We start from the raw sequence: 20671 nt of genomic DNA, 5'->3' as shown, positions 1-20671 counted from the left end.
AAAGCAAAAGTCTTAGCCCGGCTGGAAGTGGCAACACGAAAAATGACGTGTGCTTTTTTGTATGAGCCGCGCGCGGCGTTTTATACCGATAACCCACCTAAAATGCAAAATATAAATGCGCGCATTGCCAGCGGTGTCAGGAAAAATTTCCGTTAGCCACTGCAACAGAATGCGAGCTATCTCAAAAAAAACTGGCAATGAGGTGAAGATGTGACCTAAAATAGCCGTCCAGATGTTAATCCATCTATACCGATTAACACTCAGACTGCCAGTGACGGCAACCATCAAGTCCGTGGTATAATCTTCCATCGTGATTATTCAAGACAACAGTTTGAGCTAACCAAATTCTCATTGGGTGATATTAAATATGGCAAAACACCTTTTCACGTCCGAGTCTGTATCTGAAGGGCATCCTGACAAAATCGCTGACCAAATTTCCGACGCCGTGCTGGACGCCATCCTCGAGCAGGATCCAAAAGCGCGCGTAGCGTGTGAAACCTACGTCAAAACCGGTATGGTGCTGGTCGGTGGTGAAATCACCACTAGCGCATGGGTCGATATCGAAGAGATCACCCGTAAAACCGTTCGCGAGATTGGCTATGTGCATTCTGATATGGGCTTTGATGCCAATTCTTGTGCCGTACTGAGCGCTATCGGTAAGCAGTCTCCGGACATCAACCAGGGCGTTGACCGTGCCGATCCGCTGGAACAGGGTGCGGGCGACCAGGGTCTGATGTTTGGTTATGCGACCAACGAAACCGATGTGCTGATGCCAGCGCCAATCACCTACGCACACCGTCTGGTGCAGCGTCAGGCTGAAGTGCGTAAAAACGGCACCCTGCCATGGCTGCGTCCAGATGCGAAAAGCCAGGTCACCTTCCAGTACGACGACGGTAAAGTTGTCGGTATTGATGCGGTGGTTCTGTCTACCCAGCACGCTGAAAGCATCGATCAGAAATCCCTGCAAGAAGCAGTGATGGAAGAGATCATCAAGCCAGTTCTGCCTACTGAATGGCTGAACGCGTCGACCAAATTCTTTATCAACCCAACCGGTCGTTTCGTTATCGGCGGCCCAATGGGTGACTGTGGCCTGACCGGTCGTAAAATCATCGTGGATACCTACGGCGGCATGGCTCGTCACGGTGGCGGTGCATTCTCCGGTAAAGATCCTTCTAAAGTTGACCGTTCTGCAGCTTACGCAGCGCGCTATGTGGCGAAAAACATCGTTGCCGCTGGCCTGGCTGACCGCTGTGAAATTCAGGTTTCCTACGCTATCGGCGTGGCGGAACCAACTTCCATCATGGTGGAAACCTTCGGTACCGAGAAAGTGCCTGCTGAGCAGCTGATTTTGCTGGTTCGCGAGTTCTTCGACCTGCGTCCATACGGCCTGATTCAGATGCTGGACCTGCTGCACCCGATCTACAAAGAAACGGCGGCTTACGGTCACTTTGGTCGCGAAACCTTCCCATGGGAAAAAACCGACAAAGCAGCTCAACTGCGCGAAGCGGCTGGCCTGAAATAAGGTTTACCCGTTTTGATAAAAGCCAGCCTTGTGCTGGCTTTTTTTATGCCAGTTGTAGGCCTGGAGTCATTCCTTTTACGTAACAATTTACAGTTGCACACAATTTTGTGAAAGCGATTACATTAATGACGCCGCGCCACACAAGCCTTTATCATAAGCCATGAAACACCTTTTCATATTAATGCGTCATGTTTCAGTAAAGTCTCATTATTGAGTTTTTCATTTTACCTGAAACACAATCAACTTAATGATTTTATTACAATTTAACCAAAACATAACCTAAGCCGCAGTGTAAACGATTACACAGTCGTGATTGTAATCACATTTTTTTACTACATACTCTCCTACCCTAAGCATCGATAGAATCAATGACTCAATTGGAGAGCATCATGCCTAACAATAAAAAACAGGGTCGCTCGAACAAGACAATGACCTTCTTTGTCTGCTTCTTAGCGGCGCTGGCCGGACTGCTGTTTGGCCTTGATATCGGCGTTATTGCCGGTGCATTGCCCTTTATTACTACCGATTTCCAACTCAGCCCGCATACGCAGGAGTGGGTGGTCAGTTCCATGATGTTTGGCGCAGCGGTAGGGGCAGTCGGCAGCGGCTGGCTCTCCTTCAAGCTGGGCCGTAAGAAAAGCCTGATGATCGGCGCGATCCTGTTCGTTGCCGGTTCCCTGTTCTCCGCCGCCGCGCCGAACGTTGAAGTACTGCTGCTTTCCCGCGTACTGCTCGGTCTGGCTGTCGGTGTGGCCTCCTACACCGCACCGCTGTACTTGTCTGAAATCGCGCCGGAGAAAATCCGCGGCAGTATGATTTCCATGTACCAACTGATGATCACCATCGGTATTCTCGGCGCGTACCTGTCCGACACCGCGTTCAGCTATAGCGGCGCATGGCGCTGGATGCTCGGCGTTATCATCATCCCTGCGGTACTGCTGCTGATAGGCGTATTCTTCCTGCCGGACAGCCCGCGGTGGTTCGCGGCAAAACGTCGCTTTAACGATGCCGAGCGCGTGCTGATGCGTCTGCGTGATACCAGCGCCGAAGCCAAACGTGAACTGGATGAAATCCGTGAAAGCCTGAAGGTGAAACAGAGCGGCTGGGCGCTGTTCAAAGAGAACAGCAACTTCCGTCGCGCAGTGTTCCTCGGCGTACTGCTGCAGGTGATGCAACAGTTCACCGGTATGAACGTCATCATGTACTACGCACCAAAAATCTTCGAACTGGCAGGCTACACCAACACCACTGAACAGATGTGGGGTACCGTTATCGTTGGCCTGACCAACGTACTGGCCACCTTCATCGCCATTGGTCTGGTTGACCGCTGGGGCCGTAAACCAACCCTTATCCTTGGCTTTATCGTGATGGCCGTTGGTATGGGCGTGCTGGGCTCGATGATGCACATCGGTATTCACTCCGCCGTTGCCCAGTACTTCGCCGTGCTGATGCTGCTGATGTTTATCGTTGGCTTCGCCATGAGCGCCGGTCCGCTGATTTGGGTACTGTGCTCTGAAATTCAGCCGCTGAAAGGCCGCGACTTCGGTATCACCTGCTCTACCGCCACTAACTGGATTGCGAACATGATTGTCGGGGCCACCTTCCTGACCATGCTGAACTCGCTCGGCAGCGCCAACACCTTCTGGGTATACGGCGGCCTGAACGTGCTGTTCATCTTCCTGACCCTGTGGCTGATTCCAGAAACCAAAAACGTCTCTCTGGAACACATTGAACGTAACCTGATGCAGGGCCGTCCGCTGCGCGAAATTGGCGCACGCGACTAACCTTCATCCCGCTTCCTCCCGCCAGGGAGGAAGCTTCCTCTTGCACCACCTTGCTTCACGCTCTATCCTCAGCCGTTATGAAAACCCCTCGAATTCCTATCGCCGTCCAGCAAAACGTCATGCGCAGCCTGCGGGAAAAACTCGCTCAGGCCAATCAGGCGCTGGGGCGTAACTACCCAGAACCGAAGCTTGTCTATCAGCAGCGCGGCACCTCTGCGGGCACCGCCTGGCTTCAGCAGTATGAAATTCGCCTCAATCCCGTGTTGCTACAGGAAAATCAGCAGGCGTTTATTGATGAAGTGGTACCGCACGAGCTGGCTCACCTGCTGGTCTGGAAGCACTTTGGCCGTGTCGCGCCGCACGGCAAAGAGTGGAAGTGGATGATGGAGAGCGTGCTCGGCGTACCGGCGCGTCGTACCCATCAGTTCGAGCTGGAGTCCGTGCGCAAAAATACTTTCCCCTATCGCTGCCGCTGCCAGCAGCATCAGCTCACCGTTCGCCGCCATAATCGCGTGGTGCGCGGTGAAGCCACCTATCGCTGCGTCCACTGCGGCGAACCATTAGTTGCCGAAATGTAACCAACGGAAATATCTGGAAGTTTTCTGACCTGACTGATTGCATCTGACAACCACATTCGTTACGTTGCGGGCTCGTTTTGAGATGGAGTTCGTGATGTACCGTAATTTGTCTTTTGCCGTGGCGTTTGTCGCGGCAGCACTCTCTGGACAGGCGCTAGCCGAGGGTATTAACAGTTTTTCCCAGGCGAAAAGCGCGGGCGTAAAAGTGAATAGCGACGTTCCCGGCGATTTCTACTGCGGCTGTAAAATTAACTGGCAGGGTAAGAAAGGCGTTATCGATCTGGAATCCTGTGGCTATAAAGTGCGTAAAAATGAAAACCGCGCCAGCCGCGTCGAGTGGGAGCACGTCGTGCCTGCGTGGCAGTTCGGCCATCAGCGCCAGTGCTGGCAGGATGGCGGTAGGAAGAACTGTGCCAAAGACCCAGAATACCGCAAGATGGAGAGCGATATGCATAACCTGCAGCCCGCCGTCGGCGAGGTGAATGGTGACCGCGGCAACTTTATGTACGGGCAGTGGAACGGCGGCGAAGGCCAGTACGGCCAGTGCGCGATGAAGGTCGACTTTAAAGAGAAAGTTGCCGAGCCACCGGAGCGTTCACGCGGCGCCATCGCCCGTATCTACTTCTATATGCGCGACCGCTATCAGCTGACGCTCTCCCGCCAGCAAACCCAGCTGTTCAACGCCTGGGACAAAATGTATCCCGTCAGCCAATGGGAGTGCGAACGCGACCAGCGCATCGCCAAAATTCAGGGCAACCATAATCCATATGTGCTGCAGGCTTGCCAGGCGCAAAAGAGCTAACCTACACTAGCGGCAATTGTTATTTTGCCCTGCCCTCTTCCTGGCGGAGAGGGCGTAGCCACAGATGGAATTCAGACTATGCGCATCCCTCGCATCTATCACCCAGAATCACTCACCGTCGGCACGCAGGTTGCCCTATGCGAAGATGCGGCGAATCACGTCGGGCGCGTTTTGCGCATGGGTAAAGGCCAGGCCATTCAGCTGTTTGACGGCAGCAATCACGTCTTTGAGGCCGTTATCACCGATGCCGGTAAAAAGAACGTGACGGTTGAAATACAGAGCAGCGCCCTCGATGACCGCGAATCCCCTATCCATATTCACTTAGGCCAGGTGATGTCGCGCGGCGATAAAATGGAATTTACTATCCAGAAATCGATTGAACTGGGTGTAAGCCTCATTACGCCACTTTTTTCCGAGCGCTGCGGCGTTAAACTGGATGCCGAGCGTCTGAATAAGAAGATTCAGCAGTGGCAAAAAATCGCGATTGCCGCCTGCGAGCAGTGCGGTCGCAACCAGGTTCCCGAAATTCGCCCGGCGATGGACGTCGAGGCGTGGTGCGCCGAGCAGGATGATGCGCTGAAGCTCAATCTGCACCCGCGCGCCAGCGCCAGCATCAACACGCTGCCGCTACCAGTGGAACGCGTTCGCCTGCTGATTGGCCCAGAAGGCGGCCTGTCGGCGGATGAAATTGCCATGACCGCACGCTACCAGTTTACTGATATTCTGTTGGGGCCTCGCGTTTTGCGCACAGAGACTACCGCACTCACCGCCATCACCGCACTGCAGGTGCGTTTTGGTGATTTGGGTTAAAGGAGAACAATAATGATCAAGCTCGGCATCGTGATGGATCCCATCGCAAGCATCAACATCAAGAAAGACACCAGCTTCGCTATGCTGCTGGAAGCACAGCGTCGCGGCTATGAACTCCACTATATGGAGATGAACGATCTTTATCTGATCAACGGCGAATCCCACGCCCGTACGCGTCTTCTGAGCGTTGAGCAGAACTACGATAAATGGTACGAGTTCGGCAGCGAGCAGGATATTAAGCTCGCCGACCTCGACGTTATCCTGATGCGTAAAGATCCGCCGTTCGACACCGAATTTATCTACGCCACCTACATTCTGGAGCGCGCGGAAGAGAAAGGAACGCTGATCGTCAACAAGCCACAGAGCCTGCGCGACTGTAACGAGAAGCTGTTTACCGCCTGGTTCTCCGACTTAACGCCGGAAACGCTGGTGACCCGCAACAAAGCCCAGCTGAAAGCGTTCTGGGAAAAGCACGGCGACATCATCATGAAGCCGCTGGACGGCATGGGCGGCGCCTCTATTTTCCGCGTGAAAGAAGGCGATCCGAACATTGGCGTTATCGCCGAGACCCTGACCGAACTGGGCAGCCGCTACTGCATGGCGCAGAACTATCTGCCCGCCATCAAAGACGGCGATAAGCGCGTGCTGGTCATCGACGGCGAGCCGGTGCCTTACTGCCTGGCGCGTATTCCGCAGGGCGGCGAAACTCGCGGCAACCTGGCTGCCGGTGGTCGTGGTGAGCCGCGTCCGCTGAGCGAAAGTGACTGGGCCATTGCCCGCAAAGTTGGCCCGACGCTGAAAGCCAAAGGGCTTATCTTCGTTGGCCTCGACATCATCGGCGATCGTCTGACGGAAATTAACGTCACCAGCCCAACCTGCGTGCGCGAAATCGAGGCAGAATATCCGATTTCTATCACCGGTATGCTGATGGACGCGATTGAAAAACGCCTGCAAAAATAAGCTATTGCCTTTAAACGGCGGGAGGGAACCCGCCGCCAATCAGGTTTTTCGCCCCACCACAAACGGGCAAGCCTGGTGACAGCCGTGTACTTTCCCCGCATACTGGGCATAGCTGCGTATTGAAACAGGACAAGAACCTCTGATAATGAATTTACAGCATCACTTCCTTATTGCTATGCCGTCCCTTCAGGATCCTATCTTCCGCCGTTCCGTGGTTTACATCTGCGAATACAACGACGATGGCGCGATGGGTATCATCATTAATAAACCTCTGGAAAATTTACAGATCGATGGCATCCTCGAGAAGCTGAAGATCACCGCTGAACCGCGCGATCCTGCCATTCGGCTGGATAAACCCGTCATGTTGGGTGGCCCGCTGGCGGAAGATCGTGGCTTTATTCTACACACACCGCCTGCATCGTTCTACTCAAGCATCCGCATCTCCGACAATACCATCGTCACCACCTCACGCGACGTGCTGGAGACGCTGGGCACTGAGCGTCAGCCAAATGACGTATTGGTGGCGCTGGGCTATGCCTCGTGGGAGAAGGGACAGCTGGAGCAAGAGATCCTCGATAACGCCTGGCTGACTGCGCCTGCGGATCTCAATATTCTGTTTAAAACGCCAATTGGCGAACGCTGGAAAGAAGCGGCTAAGCTGATTGGTATCAATATTCTGACCATGTCTGGCGCTGCGGGGCACGCATAATGAGTAGTGGAACACTGCTGGCTTTTGATTTCGGCACGCGCAGCATCGGCGTAGCCATTGGGCAACGCATTACCGGCACAGCACGCCCGCTGGCAGCGCTGAAGGCGCAGGACGGCACGCCGGACTGGAACCTGATTGCTCGTTTGCTCAAAGAATGGCAGCCGGAAACGGTGATCGTCGGTTTACCGCTCAATATGGACGGTACCGAGCAGCCGCTGACCGCGCGCGCGCGTAATTTTGCCAACAAGATCCACGGCCGCTTTGGCGTCGCAATTACGCTGCATGACGAAAGATTAAGCACCGTTGAGGCACGTGCCGGGCTGTTTGAACACGGGGGATTTCGCGCGCTGGATAAAGGTAGCGTCGACTCAGCGTCTGCGGTGGTGATTCTGGAAAGTTATTTCGACCAAGGTTTCTAGCGTGGCAGCCCCCGGGAAATGAATTCCCGGGAACAGACCTTTAGACATCGCTAAGTTGATATACGCAAACTGCGTATTCACAACCTTCGGTCATGTCTGAATTAGTGACGCAGGTTTTCGTTCGCCCAGCTTACCGCCTGGGTTCTGTTTTTCACGCTGAGCTTGCGGAATACATTATACAGATGGGTACGTACGGTATTTTCACTGATGAACAATGCGCGAGCAATATCCATATTGGTCGCACCATGACGTAATTCATTCAGAATTTCGCATTCACGCTCGGTCAGAGGAACACTGTCATGAGTTTCTTCTGTATGTTCAACTGCATACATCGCCGGGTGCATCACGCTCAATTCAGCCGTCTGCTCGCCGTTTAAGACCGCTTTGACGCCCTCAATTAAGCGCGATTCTTCGTCGTCGTGACGGAAAACGCCGTACAATGCTGGCCATTGAGCCATTTCGTATAATTCATACTTCTGCGCGCTATTAATAATAAGCAGACGTGGAGAATCGAACTGGGTACGAATAATATCACGCCAGATACCGTTCAATTTCTTGTTAGATACCGCGATATCGAACAGCACCACAGTGCCTTTGTTCAGGCGCTGCATCAGGGGTTTGTTGATGTTGTGGACATCTACAGAAACGGACAGTAATTCAGCAAGGTAGTTGGCAAATGCGTTTGCTTGTACTGACGGATGGGTGATTAGGATAATCTTGCGGGAATTAGATACACTCTCTGTTACTTCAAACATTTTGAAACTCTCCATAGTCAATATCCACCATCATGGTGTTTTATAAGTCAAAGCAAAGGTAAACCTAATACCATTAATAATAAGGACACATCAAGAAGTGAAATAATATTTCATAAGATTAGTCCTAATTACCCAAATAGAATAGAACGAAGAACCAAGAAGTGTCAAAAGAATATCAACCTTTTTTTGTAAGCCTACGCAACATAATGTAATTAGGTCATTACAAATAACTCATCCTAAAGGATTAGATAAAACCATCATATTAGAATAAAAATAGTATGACGTTAGAAAAATGTTTTGTTAACCATCACTCGCAAATTACAAAAAAACACATTCATGCAACAGTATAAATAATTATATTTACAAACCAATTTTTACGCATAATTAATGAAGTGGTATCTTTCAAAAAATAAGAAACGCATCACATTATTAATGTATATATTGTGGTAGGCGAAAATGTTTCAGAATAAGAGTAGATTTATCTACCAGAAGTCGGGGTGAAAATTATACTCCCTTCGCAAAGTTATAGCATCCAGGCTTTTACTCTTTGTTGATAGCTCTGGCTAAAAGTCTGCATCCCACTCTGTAACCCGGTTTGCATCACGCCAGCAAGCTGATGCGTCTTACCTTCACGAATCAGGTTGCCGACGGCCGGCGTGTTAATCAGCATTTCAAACAGCGCGACGCGCCCTCCGTGTTTATCCGACTGCAGCTTTTGGGATAGCACCGCGCATAAACTGCTCGCCAGTTGATTACGCACCGGATCTTTTTCCTGCGCGGGAAACACGTCAATCAACCGTTCGATAGCCTGAGCAGCCCCTCGCGTGTGCAGCGTTGCCAGCACCAGATGCCCGGTTTCCGCAGCCGTTAGCGCAAGCCGGATGGTGTCGCTGTCACGTAGCTCACCCAGTAGAATCACATCGGGGTCCTGACGTAGCGCTGCCCGTAGCGCCTCGGAAAATGAGGAGGTGTGCAGGCCGACTTCCCGCTGATGTATCAAACAGCTTCCGCTTTCATGCAGAAATTCGACGGGGTCTTCAAGCGTTAAAATATGCCCGGCAAGCTGATGATTGAGGTGATCAACCATCGCGGCGAGCGTGGTTGATTTGCCGCTACCGGTGGACCCCGTCACCAGAATCAGCCCGCTCTCTTCTCGCAGTAACTCCGCGAGTGCTACCGGCGTGTGCAGTTCATCAAGACTCGGACAATGTGTTGATAACAGCCGCAGTACCAATGAAACCCCGCCGCTATGGGCAAAAGCGCTGGCCCTCAGGCCCGGGCAACCGGCAAGGGAGAGCGCAAAATCAAGCTGTTGGCGCTGCTGCCACTCGCGCCGCTGTGTTTCACTTAACCATGCATCCAGCAGTATTTGCGGCTCAGGCGACGGAAATGGCGCAATTAACAGCTGACCGGCCTGGCGCCAGCGTGCCATCCCGCTGCTACATAGGTGTAGATCCGATACGTTATGCTTTACACTAAGCGACACCATTTCTTGTATATCCATAGACCCACCAGCACATATGAACGATATTGCGCATAACCTGGCACAGGTCAGGGAGAAAATCTCAGCGGCCGCAGCACGTTGCGGTCGGGATTCAGAAGAAGTTACGCTGCTTGCAGTGAGCAAAACCAAACCTGCGAGCGCGGTCGAAGAAGCCGTCGCCTCCGGGCAGCGTGCATTTGGCGAAAACTATGTTCAGGAAGGGGTGGAAAAGATCCTCCACTTCCGTGAAAAAGGCGTTACCTCACTGCAATGGCACTTTATCGGCCCGTTGCAGTCCAACAAAAGTCGTCTGGTTGCCGAGCATTTCGACTGGTGCCACACCGTCGATCGCCTCAAGATAGCAACACGTCTTAGCGAGCAACGTCCGCCAGAGATGCCACCGCTTAACGTGCTGATTCAAATCAACATCAGCGATGAGCAGAGCAAATCCGGTATTCCGTTGGATGCCCTGGATGCCCTGGCCGCCGACATTGCCGCACTGCCAAACGTCCGCCTGCGCGGCCTGATGGCCATTCCGGCTCCGGAAACAGAGTACGAGCGGCAACTTGCCGTCGCTCAACAGATGGCAGCCGCGTTCGCGCGACTGAAAGCAGACTACCCAACCGTCGACACATTATCTCTGGGTATGTCTGACGATATGGAAGCCGCCATCGCGGCGGGTAGTACAATGGTACGCATCGGCACCGCCATTTTCGGTGCGCGTGATTACACAAAAAAATAAGGAACCTCAAGGAACGCCATGAAGACGTTGACCTTCCTGCTCTCGACAGTTATTGAACTGTACACAATGGTGCTACTGCTGCGCGTCTGGATGCAGTGGGCGCGCTGTGATTTTTACAACCCGTTCTCGCAGTTCGTGGTGAAGATAACTCAGCCTATCGTTGGCCCACTGCGCCGCATCATTCCACCTATGGGGCCGCTGGACAGCGCTTCGCTGCTGCTGGCGTTTATCCTGTGCGTTATCAAGGCCATCGTGCTGTTTATGGTCATCACCTTCCAGCCGATCATCTGGATCTCGGCGGTGCTGATTCTGCTGAAAACCATCGGCCTGCTCATCTTCTGGGTTCTGCTGCTGATGGCCATCATGAGCTGGGTCAGCCAGGGCCGTAGCCCGGTGGAGTTCGTGCTGATGCAGTTGGCCGACCCGCTACTGCGCCCTATCCGCCGACTGCTGCCGTCCATGGGAGGCATCGATTTCTCCCCAATGATACTGGTGCTGCTGCTGTACGCTGCCAATATGGGCATCGCTGAAGTGCTGCAGGCGACCGGCAATATGCTGCTGCCAGGGCTGTGGATGGCGCTATGAGTGCCATCACTCCTTGTGATGACGGGCTGGTACTGCGGCTGTATATTCAGCCAAAGGCCAGCCGTGACGCGATTGTCGGGGAGCATGGCGACGAATTAAAAGTCGCCATCACCGCCCCACCCGTTGATGGGCAGGCCAATGCCCATCTGGTGAAGTTTCTCGCCAAACAGTTTAAGGTCGCCAAAAGCCAGGTCATCATTGAGAAAGGTGAACTGGGGCGGCATAAACAGGTTAAAATTATTCATCCGCAAAACATTCCTTCGGGCATCGCTGCCCTGACAAATTAGGATATCCCATGCAAAAAGTTGTCCTCGCTACCGGTAACGCCGGTAAAGTGCGCGAGCTTGCCTCGCTGCTCGCTGATTTTGGTCTTGATATCGTTGCCCAGACCGAGCTTGGCGTAGAATCCGCCGAGGAGACCGGGCTGACCTTTATTGAGAATGCAATCCTCAAAGCGCGCCATGCCGCACAGGTGACGGGCCTGCCGGCAATTGCCGATGACTCCGGCCTCGCCGTTGACGTGCTTGGCGGCGCGCCGGGTATCTATTCCGCCCGCTATTCCGGCATGGATGCCAGCGACCAGCAAAACCTGGAAAAACTGCTGGAGACGCTGAAAGACGTACCGGACGACCAGCGTCAGGCGCAGTTTCATTGCGTGCTGGTGTATATGCGCCACGCGGAAGACCCAACCCCACTGGTGTGCCACGGTAGCTGGCCAGGCGTGATTACTCGCGCAGCGGTAGGCACCGGCGGCTTTGGCTACGATCCCATCTTCTTCGTGCCGTCGGAAGGGAAAACCGCTGCCGAACTCACGCGCGAAGAGAAGATTGCTATCTCTCACCGCGGTCAGGCGCTGAAGCTGTTACTGGAAGCCATGCGTAATGGTTAATCTGCCTCCGCTGAGTCTCTACATTCATATCCCGTGGTGCGTGCAGAAATGCCCGTACTGCGATTTCAACTCGCACGCGCTCAAGGGTGAAGTGCCGCACGACGACTACGTCCAGCATCTGCTGAGCGATTTAGACGCCGATGCCGCCTGGGCACAGGGACGTGAAGTGAAGACCATCTTTATCGGTGGCGGTACGCCGAGCCTGCTTTCAGGCCCGGCGATGCAGACCTTGCTCGACGGCGTGCGTTCGCGCCTGAATCTGGCGAGCGACGCGGAAATCACCATGGAAGCCAACCCTGGTACCGTCGAAGCAGACCGCTTTGTGGAGTATCAGCGCGCGGGGGTGAACCGCATCTCCATCGGCGTGCAGAGCTTCAGCGACAGCAAGCTGCAGCGGCTGGGGCGTATTCACGGGCCGGAAGAGGCTAAGCGCGCCGCGCGTCTGGCAAGCGGGCTGGGGCTACGCAGCTTCAACCTCGACCTGATGCATGGGCTGCCGGATCAATCGCTGGAAGAGGCGCTGAGCGACCTGCGTCAGGCCATTGAGCTTTCGCCGCCGCACCTCTCCTGGTATCAGCTGACCATTGAGCCAAATACGCTGTTCGGCTCTCGCCCACCGGTATTGCCGGACGACGACTCGCTGTGGGATATCTTCGAGCAGGGCCATCAGCTTCTGACCGCCGCAGGCTATCAGCAGTATGAAACCTCGGCCTACGCTAAACCAGGCTATCAGTGCCAGCACAATCTCAACTACTGGCGCTTTGGTGACTATCTCGGTATCGGCTGCGGCGCACACGGTAAGGTAACCTTCCCGGACGGGCGCATTCTGCGTACGGCGAAGACTCGTCACCCGCGCGGCTATATGGAAGGGCGTTACCTGGAACGTCAGCATGACGTCGAAAACGCGGATAAACCGTTCGAGTTCTTTATGAACCGTTTTCGCCTGCTGGAGCCAGCCCCACGCGCGGAGTTCAGCGCCTACACCGGACTCGATGAAAGCGTAATCCGCCCGCAGCTTGATGAAGCGCTGGCGCAGAGTTACCTGACCGAGTGCGAGGAGTACTGGCAGATTACCGAGCACGGTAAGCTGTTTTTGAACTCGCTGCTGGAGCTGTTTTTAAGCGAGTAGTTGGTAATCCCGGCGGCGCTTCGCTTGGCCGGGCTACGGTGTAACGGTAGGCCTGATAAGCGCAGCGCCATCAGGCAGTTCGATGCTGATTGCCGGATGGCAGCGTTGCCTTATCCGGCCTACCATGCGGGTCCGGTCAAGTTACTTAAGCGTACCCACCAGCGCCTTGCGGCTCTCTTCCAGCGACACCACGCGCCCACAAACGTCTTTACCGAAAGCCTGGAAATCAGCTTCCTGGTTTTTCCATTCGTTCTGAATGGCCGTTTGCAGACCACCTAAGCTCCCCAGCACGCCCTGAAGCGGGTTACCGCCGCCTTTCAGCACGGCCTTGGCGCCCATTTCGTTGATACTGTCCTGGAGAATACCGCCCATCGCCTGGTTCACCAGCTGCTGGCCATCGGCGCGAACTTCGTCGATAGCTTTGTAGTGGAAGGTCAGACCGTCGGTGCGGTGTTCAATAATACGGTTCATCTGTTCTTTGAGCTGAGCATCAAGCTTGGTCAGACGACCACGCATATTGCTGCTCTCGCCCACTTCTTTGGCGATGATTTTATCCAGCGCCACGCGGCCTTTTTCAACCCGGCTGCGAGCCCCGTCGTCAATCCACGGCAGCGCGCTACGCAGTTCACTCTGGTAGTCTTTCGCCTGCTCGCGCTGGGCGGCACTCAGCGTGTAGACCTTACCGTTGTAGGTCACATCGCCGGTTGGGGTAATCACCAGGTTGCCGTTTTCGCCTTTCACCTGCACGGTTTTCGGGCTAAGAACGACGTCATCGCGGGGGGTTACGCTGCACTGGTAGTCAGCATGGGCGGACATCGCCGTGAAGGTTAAAACTGCCGTCAGCAGCGTTTTGCGCATCATCACTTTCCCTCAAAACAAATCGGGCCAGCGAATGCTGGCCCCGTATGCTTTATTAGTCCCACCAAACGTCGAAAAGTTCGCTGGTGCGGACCTCTTCGTACTTACGGTCTTCCAGCCATTTGCGGACCAGAGCCTGGTGTTCTTCGGTGCATTTACCGATTTCCTGGGTGCAAATCAGACCTTCCCAAGCCAGATAGCCGCTGCCGTCAAAGGCCAGTTTGTTCGGCTCGATCACTTCATCGATAAACCGGTCGACTTCCTGATCGATCTGCTCTGCGCTGGTGCCTTCCGGGAAACGCCATGCAACGGAGAAGCCAATTTCCTGAAACTCATCGATGTGCATTTTTTTACGCAAACGACGGCTACGATTCTTTGCCATTTTATTTCACCCTCTCGAACATTAAGTCCCATACGCCGTGGCCAAGACGATGGCCACGCTGTTCAAATTTGGTTACCGGGCGTGATTCCGGGCGCGGTACATAGTCTTTACTTTCAGACAGGTTCTGATATCCGTCAATGGAGGACATCACTTCCAGCATGTGTTCCGCATAGGCTTCCCAGTCGGTTGCCATGTGGAACACGCCGCCCAGCTTCAGTTTGCTTTTTACCAGCTCGGCAAAAGGTACCTGAACGATACGGCGTTTATTATGACGCGCTTTGTGCCATGGGTCAGGGAAAAAGAGCTGCACCATGTTCAGGGAGTTGTCCGGGATCATCTTGTGCAGCACTTCGACCGCATCGTGGCACATTACGCGCAGGTTATCGACGCCATCTTCATGCGCGGATGCCAGGCATGCGCCCACGCCCGGTGAGTGCACTTCAATACCGAGGAAGTTCTGCTCCGGACGCGCTTTGGCCATTGCCACCAGCGAAGCGCCCATCCCAAAACCAATCTCCAGCGTGACTGGCGCTTCGCGGCCAAACAGGGCGGCGAAGTCGACAGGCTCTTCGCTGAATTCAACGCCCATCACCGGCCAATAGTTTTCCAGCGCGTGTTCCTGCCCTTTTGTCAGTCGCCCCTGGCGACGAACAAAACTACGAATGCGGCGCAGTGGGCGGCCGTTTTCATCAAAATCCGGTGAAATGACGTCGTTCTTCATAAAAATTAAGTCTGCTTGTGAGAGTGTTCGGGAAACGGGCATTATCCAAAGTTAGTTGCCGGATGCAAGCACCGGAAAGTTCCTGTTTACAGCATAGTACCGCTGTGCTGCAATCTGGCCCCCTAATAGTACGATACTGGAAGCTCAGCTTTGACCATGCAAGCGTCTCAATTTTCAGCCCAGGTGCTGGACTGGTACGACAAATACGGGCGTAAAACCCTGCCCTGGCAAATTGAAAAGACGCCTTACAAAGTATGGCTGTCTGAGGTAATGCTGCAACAAACGCAGGTTACCACCGTCATTCCTTACTTTGAACGGTTTATGGCACGTTTTCCAACCGTAACCGATCTCGCCAACGCGCCGCTCGACGATGTGCTGCACCTGTGGACCGGGCTCGGCTACTACGCCCGCGCACGTAATCTGCATAAAGCCGCGCAGCAGGTCGCTACGCTTCATCAGGGGCGCTTCCCGGAAACCTTCGATGAAGTGGCCGCGCTGCCGGGCGTTGGACGCTCCACCGCCGGGGCGATTTTGTCGCTGTCACTCGGCAAACATTTCCCGATTCTCGACGGCAACGTGAAGCGCGTGCTGGCACGCTGCTACGCCGTGGGCGGCTGGCCGGGTAAAAAAGACGTTGAGAAAAAGCTGTGGGATATCAGCGAACAAGTGACGCCCGCGATTGGCGTGTCGCGCTTTAATCAGGCGATGATGGATCTCGGCGCGATGGTCTGCACCCGCTCTAAGCCGAAGTGTTCACTCTGCCCGCTGGAGAACGGCTGCGTCGCCACAGCGAATAGCAGTTGGGCGCAGTATCCGGGCAAAAAACCTAAGCAGACCATCCCGGAACGTACCGGCTATTTCCTGATGATGCAAAACGACCGCGACGTCTTTCTGCAGCAGCGTCCGCCCAGCGGGCTGTGGGGCGGTCTATACTGTTTCCCGCAGTTTGAAACCGAAGAGGCGCTGCGAGACTGGCTGGAGGCACGGCACATCCCTGCCGACACGCTGACCCAGCTTACCGCTTTCCGCCACACTTTCAGCCATTTCCATCTGGACATTGTGCCAATGTGGCTTACTGTGTCCTCATTCACGTCATGCATGGATGAAGGCAGCGCTCTCTGGTATAACTTAGCGCAGCCGCCCGTCGTTGGGCTGGCTGCACCGGTTGAGCGCCTGTTGCAGCAGTTACGCGCCGATTCACTCGTTTAGCGAGCGGCGTCATAAGAGGATTGATTATGAGCAGAACCATTTTTTGTACTTTCCTGCAGCGCGATGCCGAAGGACAGGATTTCCAGCTCTATCCGGGCGACCTGGGTAAGCGTATCTATAACGAGATCTCGAAAGAAGCTTGGAAACAGTGGCAGCAGAAGCAGACCATGCTCATCAATGAAAAGAAACTGAACATGATGAACCTGGAGCACCGTAAGCTTCTGGAAGAGGAAATGATCAATTTCCTGTTTGAGGGCAAAGATGTGCACATTGAAGGCTACACGCCGCCTGAAAAACAGTAAGGGCCCGACGGGCCTTTAAGACAACCACAACACGCGCTCCCGGAATAATGAAAAAATTACTCGCTCTGGCACTGATAGCGCCGTTGCTGGTCTCCTGTTCCTCGAATAAGAAAGGCGATACCTATAACGAGGCGTGGGTAAAAGACACCAACGGTTTTGACATTCTGATGGGGCAGTTCGCCCATAACATTGAAAACATTTGGGGCTTCAACGAAGTTCTGATTGCAGGGCCGAAGGACTACGTTAAGTATTCCGACGGCTATCAAACTCGTAGCCACATCAACTTCGACGCCGGTACCATCACCGTTGAAACCATCGCTGGCACCGACCCCGCAGCTCGTCTGCGTCAGGCCATCATCACCACGCTATTAATGGGCGACGATCCAGGCTCGGTCGACCTGTACTCCGACGCCGACGACATTCAGATTTCCAAAGAGCCGTTCCTCTACGGACAGGTTGTCGATAACACCGGCGAAGCCATTCGCTGGCAGTGGCGCGCCGAGCGCTTTGCCGACTATCTGCTGCAAACGCGGATGAAAAAACGCACCAGCGGCCTGCACATTATCTACAGTGTGACCATTAATCTGGTGCCAAACCACCTTGATAAGCGTGCGCATAAATATCTGGGCATGGTGCGTCAGGCGTCCCGTAAATACGGCGTCGACGAGTCGTTAATTCTGGCGATTATGCAGACCGAATCTTCCTTCAACCCGTATGCGGTCAGCCGTTCCGACGCGATGGGGCTGATGCAGGTGGTGCAGCATACCGCCGGGAAAGATGTGTTCCGTTCGCAGGGGAAATCCGGCACGCCGAGCCGTAGCTTCCTGTTCGATCCGGCCAGCAACATCGACACCGGTACTGCCTATCTGGCGATGCTGAGCAATGTCTATCTGGGCGGTATCAGTAACCCAACGTCACGTCGCTATGCGGTGATCACCGCCTATAACGGCGGCGCGGGTAGCGTGCTGCGCGTCTTCTCCAACGATAAGGTTCAGGCGGCGAATATTATCAACAGCATGGCACCAGGCGACGTTTACCAGACCCTGACCACTCGCCATCCGTCTGCTGAATCACGCCGCTATCTGTACAAGGTGAATACCGCGCAGAAGAGCTATCGTCGTAAGTAATTATTTTCACACGCTCCAGCGCTCTCATCCCGAATCCACCGGGATGAGAGCGTATCCCCATCGTCCTTCTTCATAAAAATGTTACTTTTGTCACTAAATCGTTTTGCAAAGTAAAAATAATTGCAACATTATGCGGCGCTTAACAATGTCTCACCATCCACGTTGATAGAATCAGCGCAAATAACGCCTCTGAATGTTATCCAAGCAACACACCACGCCAAATTTTGTGAGGAAAGTAACATGAATTTAAAGCTGCAGCTTAAGATACTGTCGTTCCTGCAGTTCTGTCTTTGGGGGAGCTGGCTCACCACGCTCGGCTCATACATGTTTGTCACGCTTAAATTCGACGGCGCAGCTATCGGCGCTGTTTATAGTTCCCTCGGTATCGCTGCCGTCTTTATGCCAACGCTGCTCGGCATCGTGGCGGATAAGTGGATCAGCGCCAAATGGGTTTACGCCTTCTGCCACCTGGTCGGGGCCGGTACGCTGTTTATGGCGGCCGAAGTCACCACGCCGGGGGCGATGTTCTTCGTAATTCTGCTCAACTCGCTGGCCTATATGCCAACGCTGGGCCTGATTAACACCATCTCTTACTACCGCCTGAAAACGGCCGGTATGGATATCGTTAACGATTTCCCACCGATTCGTATCTGGGGCACCATCGGCTTTATTCTGGCGATGTGGGCCGTGAGCTTCTCCGGCTTCGAACTGAGCCATATGCAGCTGTACATCGGTGCTGCGCTGTCGGTCGTGCTGGTGCTGTTTACCCTGACCCTGCCGCATATTCCGGTTTCTAACCAGCAGCAGAAACAGAGCTGGAGCAGCATGCTGGGGCTGGATGCATTCGCGCTGTTTAAAAATAAGCGCATGGCGATTTTCTTTATCTTCTCCATGATGCTGGGCGCAGAGCTGCAAATCACCAACATGTTCGGCAACACCTTCCTGCACAGCTTCGATAAAGACCCGCTGTTTGCCACCAGCTTTATCGTACAGCACGCGTCGGTGATGATGTCGATTTCGCAGATTTCCGAAACCCTGTTCATCCTTACCATTCCGTTCTTCTTAAGCCGTTACGGCATCAAGAACGTGATGCTGATTAGTATCTTCGCGTGGATGCTGCGCTTCGGTCTGTTCGCCTACGGCGACCCAACGCCGTTCGGCACCGTGCTGCTGGTTCTGTCGATGATTGTTTACGGCTGCGCCTTCGACTTCTTCAACATCTCCGGTTCGGTGTTCGTAGAGAAAGAAGTTCGCCCGGAAATTCGCGCCAGTGCGCAGGGTATGTTCCTGATGATGACCAACGGCTTCGGCTGTATCCTCGGCGGCATGGCGAGCGGGAAGGTTGTTGAGATGTATACCGTGGACGGCATTACCGACTGGCAGAGCGTGTGGTTAATTTTCGCCGGGTACTCTCTGGTTCTGGCGGTGGCGTTTGTTGGGCTGTTCAAATACAAACATGAACGTACGCCTGCCGGTGTACAGACGGTTGCCCACTAAGTTTCCCACCAACGTAGCCCGGCCGAGCGAAGCGACGCCGGGTTCAGGCTCCGAGCCTCCCGGCGTCGCTTCGCTCGGCCGGGCTACTATATCTTCGATAGCACCCATCCTACTGACAGCAAATCTGCGCTGCCGCCGGGGCTTAAATTCCGCGTAATCAGCGCGTTATCCATTGCTATCAGCGCGCCTTCATCCCAACCGTTTTCCAGTAAATCGTGGGCGTAATCCTGTACGTAGCGCAGACCGTTCATTCCGCCGCGCGAGACCAGATTACTGTCTGGGTTCACCGCCATTAAACGCAGCAGCAGTGCGTGCAGATGGCGACGATTCCAGCCCGACAGCGCCTTGCGAACCGTGGCGAATCCGCTCTCTGCTTCCCCCCGCGCCCCTGTCAGGCCAAACTGGTGAAACTGGCGCTCGCCCGCGGTCGCCTGCGATGAACGGGCTGCCAGCTCTCGCTCAACCAGGCCACGGCAGATATCACTCACTTCACTGCACAGCCGCTGCGGGTTTACCTCACCCAATCTACCCGCGGCAAAGCAAAGCAGCCCCAGCGCGAAAATACCGCCTTTATGGGTGTTCACGCCGCCGGTTGCCGCGTACATCGCCTGTTCACAGGCAATCCCCATCGGGCGAATCATTCGCAGTTGCTCGCTCGCAGGAAGATGCGCGTGCTTCTCACCCAGCTCCGTAAACCGAGAGAACCACGGGGTAATAGCCGCAATACTGCGAACAAACAGCGCGTGGTCCATATCCCGGTGCGCGCCGTTGTTGTATTTATCCACCAGCCCCGGCTTTGGAGTCAGCTCCAGCTCCTGCCACAGCGCCTCTTCCGCCAGCGCCGCGATGCACGTGGCGTTGGATTTAGTCGCGAATAAACCAGTCATCAATCATCTTCTCCACGCAGCCAACCACCTGCTCAAGCGGATGCTTACGCGAGCGAGAGCAGGCATGCGCCGGTTCATCGCAAATCAGGCAGCGTCGCATATGGCTCCCCAGCGATAAGCGCCCCACGTGTCCGGCCTGTGGGCAGATAACGTCGAGATCCCACAGCCGCCCTAGCGGATGGCTCTGTTCCAGCGCCGCGCAGTGAGCTTTGATTTCCGGTGCCTGATGCGCCACGCACCACATAGCTTCCGGCCCGGTAGGCAGCCAGAAGACCTGGCGATCCAGCACCTGCCAGCCGTTTTGCCACAGCATTTGATCGCACATTTGTAGCGCCACACCCATGGTATTGCGATAGCGCAGGCTATTTTTAACCGCCCCCGGCGTCACCAGGGTCAGGGAAATAATCGGCTGTTGGTAATGCGTTAGCCAGTCAGCCTGACGCGCCGCGCGGCTCTCTTTCGCCGCCAGCAGCGCCTCCAGGCTGACACCCGTCTGCACGGGTGTCGCGGTGGTCATGATG

24 protein-coding genes are annotated in these 20671 nt (G+C 54.5%); 17 read left to right on the top strand and 7 right to left on the bottom strand.

Features of this window, described 5'->3' with window-relative positions; all coding sequences use genetic code 11:
• The first annotated feature begins 367 nt into the window (after positions 1-367).
• The 8 genes from metK to ruvX all read left to right on the top strand — a co-directional run bounded on the left by metK (position 368) and on the right by ruvX (position 7584).
• Positions 368-1522: a methionine adenosyltransferase gene (metK, locus tag MY052_RS04010; protein ID WP_035892018.1), complete on the top strand. Its 1155-nt coding sequence runs from the start codon at positions 368-370 to the stop codon at positions 1520-1522.
• Positions 1523-1911: 389 nt separating this feature from the next.
• Positions 1912-3306 (top strand): sugar porter family MFS transporter, encoded by a 1395-nt coding sequence (locus MY052_RS04005; RefSeq protein ID WP_035892019.1) that lies wholly within the window; start codon positions 1912-1914, stop codon positions 3304-3306.
• A 77-nt stretch (positions 3307-3383) separates the two neighbouring features.
• Positions 3384-3884: a SprT family zinc-dependent metalloprotease gene (locus MY052_RS04000; protein WP_072011338.1), complete on the top strand. Its 501-nt coding sequence runs from the start codon at positions 3384-3386 to the stop codon at positions 3882-3884.
• A gap of 94 nt (positions 3885-3978) precedes the next feature.
• Positions 3979-4686, top strand: coding sequence for a deoxyribonuclease I (gene endA, locus MY052_RS03995; RefSeq protein ID WP_064542663.1), 708 nt, complete (start codon positions 3979-3981; stop codon positions 4684-4686).
• 78 nt (positions 4687-4764) lie between these two features.
• Positions 4765-5496, top strand: a complete 732-nt coding sequence (rsmE, locus tag MY052_RS03990) for a 16S rRNA (uracil(1498)-N(3))-methyltransferase (RefSeq protein WP_123652550.1) — start codon at positions 4765-4767, stop codon at positions 5494-5496.
• A 12-nt stretch (positions 5497-5508) separates the two neighbouring features.
• The gene (gshB, locus tag MY052_RS03985) at positions 5509-6456 is read left to right on the top strand and encodes a glutathione synthase (RefSeq protein ID WP_035892023.1); all 948 of its coding nucleotides are present in this window, start codon (positions 5509-5511) and stop codon (positions 6454-6456) included.
• 145 nt (positions 6457-6601) lie between these two features.
• A complete protein-coding gene (locus tag MY052_RS03980; protein WP_248538241.1) occupies positions 6602-7165 on the top strand; it encodes a YqgE/AlgH family protein in 564 nt (187 codons plus the stop codon).
• Complete coding sequence (ruvX, locus tag MY052_RS03975) at positions 7165-7584, top strand: Holliday junction resolvase RuvX (protein ID WP_035892025.1); 420 nt, start codon at positions 7165-7167, stop codon at positions 7582-7584. Before MY052_RS03980 ends, ruvX begins: the two co-directional genes overlap by 1 nt.
• A gap of 101 nt (positions 7585-7685) precedes the next feature.
• Here the strand turns inward: ruvX and MY052_RS03970 are convergent, their stop codons facing one another.
• Positions 7686-8339, bottom strand: a complete 654-nt coding sequence (locus MY052_RS03970) for a LuxR C-terminal-related transcriptional regulator (RefSeq protein WP_035892026.1) — start codon at positions 8337-8339, stop codon at positions 7686-7688.
• A gap of 523 nt (positions 8340-8862) precedes the next feature.
• A complete protein-coding gene (locus MY052_RS03965; protein WP_248538240.1) occupies positions 8863-9843 on the bottom strand; it encodes a type IV pilus twitching motility protein PilT in 981 nt (326 codons plus the stop codon).
• A 16-nt stretch (positions 9844-9859) separates the two neighbouring features.
• Between MY052_RS03965 and MY052_RS03960 the strand changes: the two genes are divergently transcribed.
• The 5 genes from MY052_RS03960 to hemW are packed head-to-tail and all read left to right on the top strand — an operon-like array spanning position 9860 to position 13167.
• Entirely contained in the window at positions 9860-10564 is a 705-nt protein-coding gene (locus MY052_RS03960; protein ID WP_123652548.1) for a YggS family pyridoxal phosphate-dependent enzyme, read from the top strand.
• 18 nt (positions 10565-10582) lie between these two features.
• The gene (locus tag MY052_RS03955) at positions 10583-11149 is read left to right on the top strand and encodes a YggT family protein (RefSeq protein WP_035892029.1); all 567 of its coding nucleotides are present in this window, start codon (positions 10583-10585) and stop codon (positions 11147-11149) included.
• The gene (gene yggU / locus MY052_RS03950) at positions 11146-11436 is read left to right on the top strand and encodes a DUF167 family protein YggU (protein ID WP_035892030.1); all 291 of its coding nucleotides are present in this window, start codon (positions 11146-11148) and stop codon (positions 11434-11436) included. The genes MY052_RS03955 and yggU overlap by 4 nt, the downstream gene beginning before the upstream one ends.
• A gap of 8 nt (positions 11437-11444) precedes the next feature.
• On the top strand, positions 11445-12038 hold the full coding sequence (locus MY052_RS03945) for an XTP/dITP diphosphatase (RefSeq protein ID WP_248538239.1): 594 nt from the start codon (positions 11445-11447) through the stop codon (positions 12036-12038).
• Entirely contained in the window at positions 12031-13167 is a 1137-nt protein-coding gene (gene hemW / locus MY052_RS03940) for a radical SAM family heme chaperone HemW (RefSeq protein ID WP_248538238.1), read from the top strand. Before MY052_RS03945 ends, hemW begins: the two co-directional genes overlap by 8 nt.
• A gap of 141 nt (positions 13168-13308) precedes the next feature.
• On the opposite strand, the gene MY052_RS03935 is transcribed toward hemW, so the two are convergent.
• From MY052_RS03935 to trmB, 3 genes are read right to left on the bottom strand one after another with little or no spacing between them, the layout of a single operon-like run.
• Positions 13309-14028, bottom strand: a complete 720-nt coding sequence (locus MY052_RS03935; RefSeq protein ID WP_035892033.1) for a YggN family protein — start codon at positions 14026-14028, stop codon at positions 13309-13311.
• A 52-nt stretch (positions 14029-14080) separates the two neighbouring features.
• Positions 14081-14407: a YggL family protein gene (locus MY052_RS03930; RefSeq protein ID WP_035892034.1), complete on the bottom strand. Its 327-nt coding sequence runs from the start codon at positions 14405-14407 to the stop codon at positions 14081-14083.
• A 1-nt stretch (position 14408) separates the two neighbouring features.
• Complete coding sequence (gene trmB, locus MY052_RS03925; RefSeq protein WP_248538237.1) at positions 14409-15128, bottom strand: tRNA (guanosine(46)-N7)-methyltransferase TrmB; 720 nt, start codon at positions 15126-15128, stop codon at positions 14409-14411.
• A gap of 156 nt (positions 15129-15284) precedes the next feature.
• Between trmB and mutY the strand changes: the two genes are divergently transcribed.
• The 4 genes from mutY to MY052_RS03905 all read left to right on the top strand — a co-directional run bounded on the left by mutY (position 15285) and on the right by MY052_RS03905 (position 19263).
• Positions 15285-16337, top strand: coding sequence for an A/G-specific adenine glycosylase (mutY, locus tag MY052_RS03920; protein WP_035892036.1), 1053 nt, complete (start codon positions 15285-15287; stop codon positions 16335-16337).
• Positions 16338-16363: 26 nt separating this feature from the next.
• Positions 16364-16639, top strand: coding sequence for an oxidative damage protection protein (locus tag MY052_RS03915; protein ID WP_035892037.1), 276 nt, complete (start codon positions 16364-16366; stop codon positions 16637-16639).
• A 47-nt stretch (positions 16640-16686) separates the two neighbouring features.
• On the top strand, positions 16687-17766 hold the full coding sequence (gene mltC / locus MY052_RS03910; protein ID WP_248538236.1) for a membrane-bound lytic murein transglycosylase MltC: 1080 nt from the start codon (positions 16687-16689) through the stop codon (positions 17764-17766).
• A gap of 240 nt (positions 17767-18006) precedes the next feature.
• Positions 18007-19263 (top strand): nucleoside permease, encoded by a 1257-nt coding sequence (locus MY052_RS03905; protein WP_123652540.1) that lies wholly within the window; start codon positions 18007-18009, stop codon positions 19261-19263.
• An 86-nt stretch (positions 19264-19349) separates the two neighbouring features.
• Here the strand turns inward: MY052_RS03905 and citG are convergent, their stop codons facing one another.
• Both citG and citX read right to left on the bottom strand, forming a co-directional pair.
• Entirely contained in the window at positions 19350-20150 is an 801-nt protein-coding gene (citG, locus tag MY052_RS03900; RefSeq protein WP_123652539.1) for a triphosphoribosyl-dephospho-CoA synthase CitG, read from the bottom strand.
• Positions 20128-20667, bottom strand: a complete 540-nt coding sequence (gene citX, locus MY052_RS03895) for a citrate lyase holo-[acyl-carrier protein] synthase (protein ID WP_035892042.1) — start codon at positions 20665-20667, stop codon at positions 20128-20130. Before citX ends, citG begins: the two co-directional genes overlap by 23 nt.
• Positions 20668-20671 lie beyond the last annotated feature (4 nt).

It is taken from the genome of Kluyvera ascorbata, from assembly GCF_023195735.1.
GTDB lineage: Bacteria > Pseudomonadota > Gammaproteobacteria > Enterobacterales > Enterobacteriaceae > Kluyvera > Kluyvera ascorbata.
The sequence above is the reverse complement of the archived record's forward strand: the minus strand, read 5'-3'. Positions and strand labels throughout refer to the sequence as shown.

Coding starts and splice junctions, on each gene's coding strand:
- metK (WP_035892018.1), top strand. CDS start 368: ATGGCAAAACACCTTTTCACGTCCGAGTCTGTATCTGAAGGGCATCCT.
- MY052_RS04005 (WP_035892019.1), top strand. CDS start 1,912: ATGCCTAACAATAAAAAACAGGGTCGCTCGAACAAGACAATGACCTTC.
- MY052_RS04000 (WP_072011338.1), top strand. CDS start 3,384: ATGAAAACCCCTCGAATTCCTATCGCCGTCCAGCAAAACGTCATGCGC.
- endA (WP_064542663.1), top strand. CDS start 3,979: ATGTACCGTAATTTGTCTTTTGCCGTGGCGTTTGTCGCGGCAGCACTC.
- rsmE (WP_123652550.1), top strand. CDS start 4,765: ATGCGCATCCCTCGCATCTATCACCCAGAATCACTCACCGTCGGCACG.
- gshB (WP_035892023.1), top strand. CDS start 5,509: ATGATCAAGCTCGGCATCGTGATGGATCCCATCGCAAGCATCAACATC.
- MY052_RS03980 (WP_248538241.1), top strand. CDS start 6,602: ATGAATTTACAGCATCACTTCCTTATTGCTATGCCGTCCCTTCAGGAT.
- ruvX (WP_035892025.1), top strand. CDS start 7,165: ATGAGTAGTGGAACACTGCTGGCTTTTGATTTCGGCACGCGCAGCATC.
- MY052_RS03970 (WP_035892026.1), bottom strand. CDS start 8,339: ATGTTTGAAGTAACAGAGAGTGTATCTAATTCCCGCAAGATTATCCTA.
- MY052_RS03965 (WP_248538240.1), bottom strand. CDS start 9,843: ATGGATATACAAGAAATGGTGTCGCTTAGTGTAAAGCATAACGTATCG.
- MY052_RS03960 (WP_123652548.1), top strand. CDS start 9,860: ATGAACGATATTGCGCATAACCTGGCACAGGTCAGGGAGAAAATCTCA.
- MY052_RS03955 (WP_035892029.1), top strand. CDS start 10,583: ATGAAGACGTTGACCTTCCTGCTCTCGACAGTTATTGAACTGTACACA.
- yggU (WP_035892030.1), top strand. CDS start 11,146: ATGAGTGCCATCACTCCTTGTGATGACGGGCTGGTACTGCGGCTGTAT.
- MY052_RS03945 (WP_248538239.1), top strand. CDS start 11,445: ATGCAAAAAGTTGTCCTCGCTACCGGTAACGCCGGTAAAGTGCGCGAG.
- hemW (WP_248538238.1), top strand. CDS start 12,031: ATGGTTAATCTGCCTCCGCTGAGTCTCTACATTCATATCCCGTGGTGC.
- MY052_RS03935 (WP_035892033.1), bottom strand. CDS start 14,028: ATGATGCGCAAAACGCTGCTGACGGCAGTTTTAACCTTCACGGCGATG.
- MY052_RS03930 (WP_035892034.1), bottom strand. CDS start 14,407: ATGGCAAAGAATCGTAGCCGTCGTTTGCGTAAAAAAATGCACATCGAT.
- trmB (WP_248538237.1), bottom strand. CDS start 15,128: ATGAAGAACGACGTCATTTCACCGGATTTTGATGAAAACGGCCGCCCA.
- mutY (WP_035892036.1), top strand. CDS start 15,285: ATGCAAGCGTCTCAATTTTCAGCCCAGGTGCTGGACTGGTACGACAAA.
- MY052_RS03915 (WP_035892037.1), top strand. CDS start 16,364: ATGAGCAGAACCATTTTTTGTACTTTCCTGCAGCGCGATGCCGAAGGA.
- mltC (WP_248538236.1), top strand. CDS start 16,687: ATGAAAAAATTACTCGCTCTGGCACTGATAGCGCCGTTGCTGGTCTCC.
- MY052_RS03905 (WP_123652540.1), top strand. CDS start 18,007: ATGAATTTAAAGCTGCAGCTTAAGATACTGTCGTTCCTGCAGTTCTGT.
- citG (WP_123652539.1), bottom strand. CDS start 20,150: ATGACTGGTTTATTCGCGACTAAATCCAACGCCACGTGCATCGCGGCG.
- citX (WP_035892042.1), bottom strand. CDS start 20,667: ATGACCACCGCGACACCCGTGCAGACGGGTGTCAGCCTGGAGGCGCTG.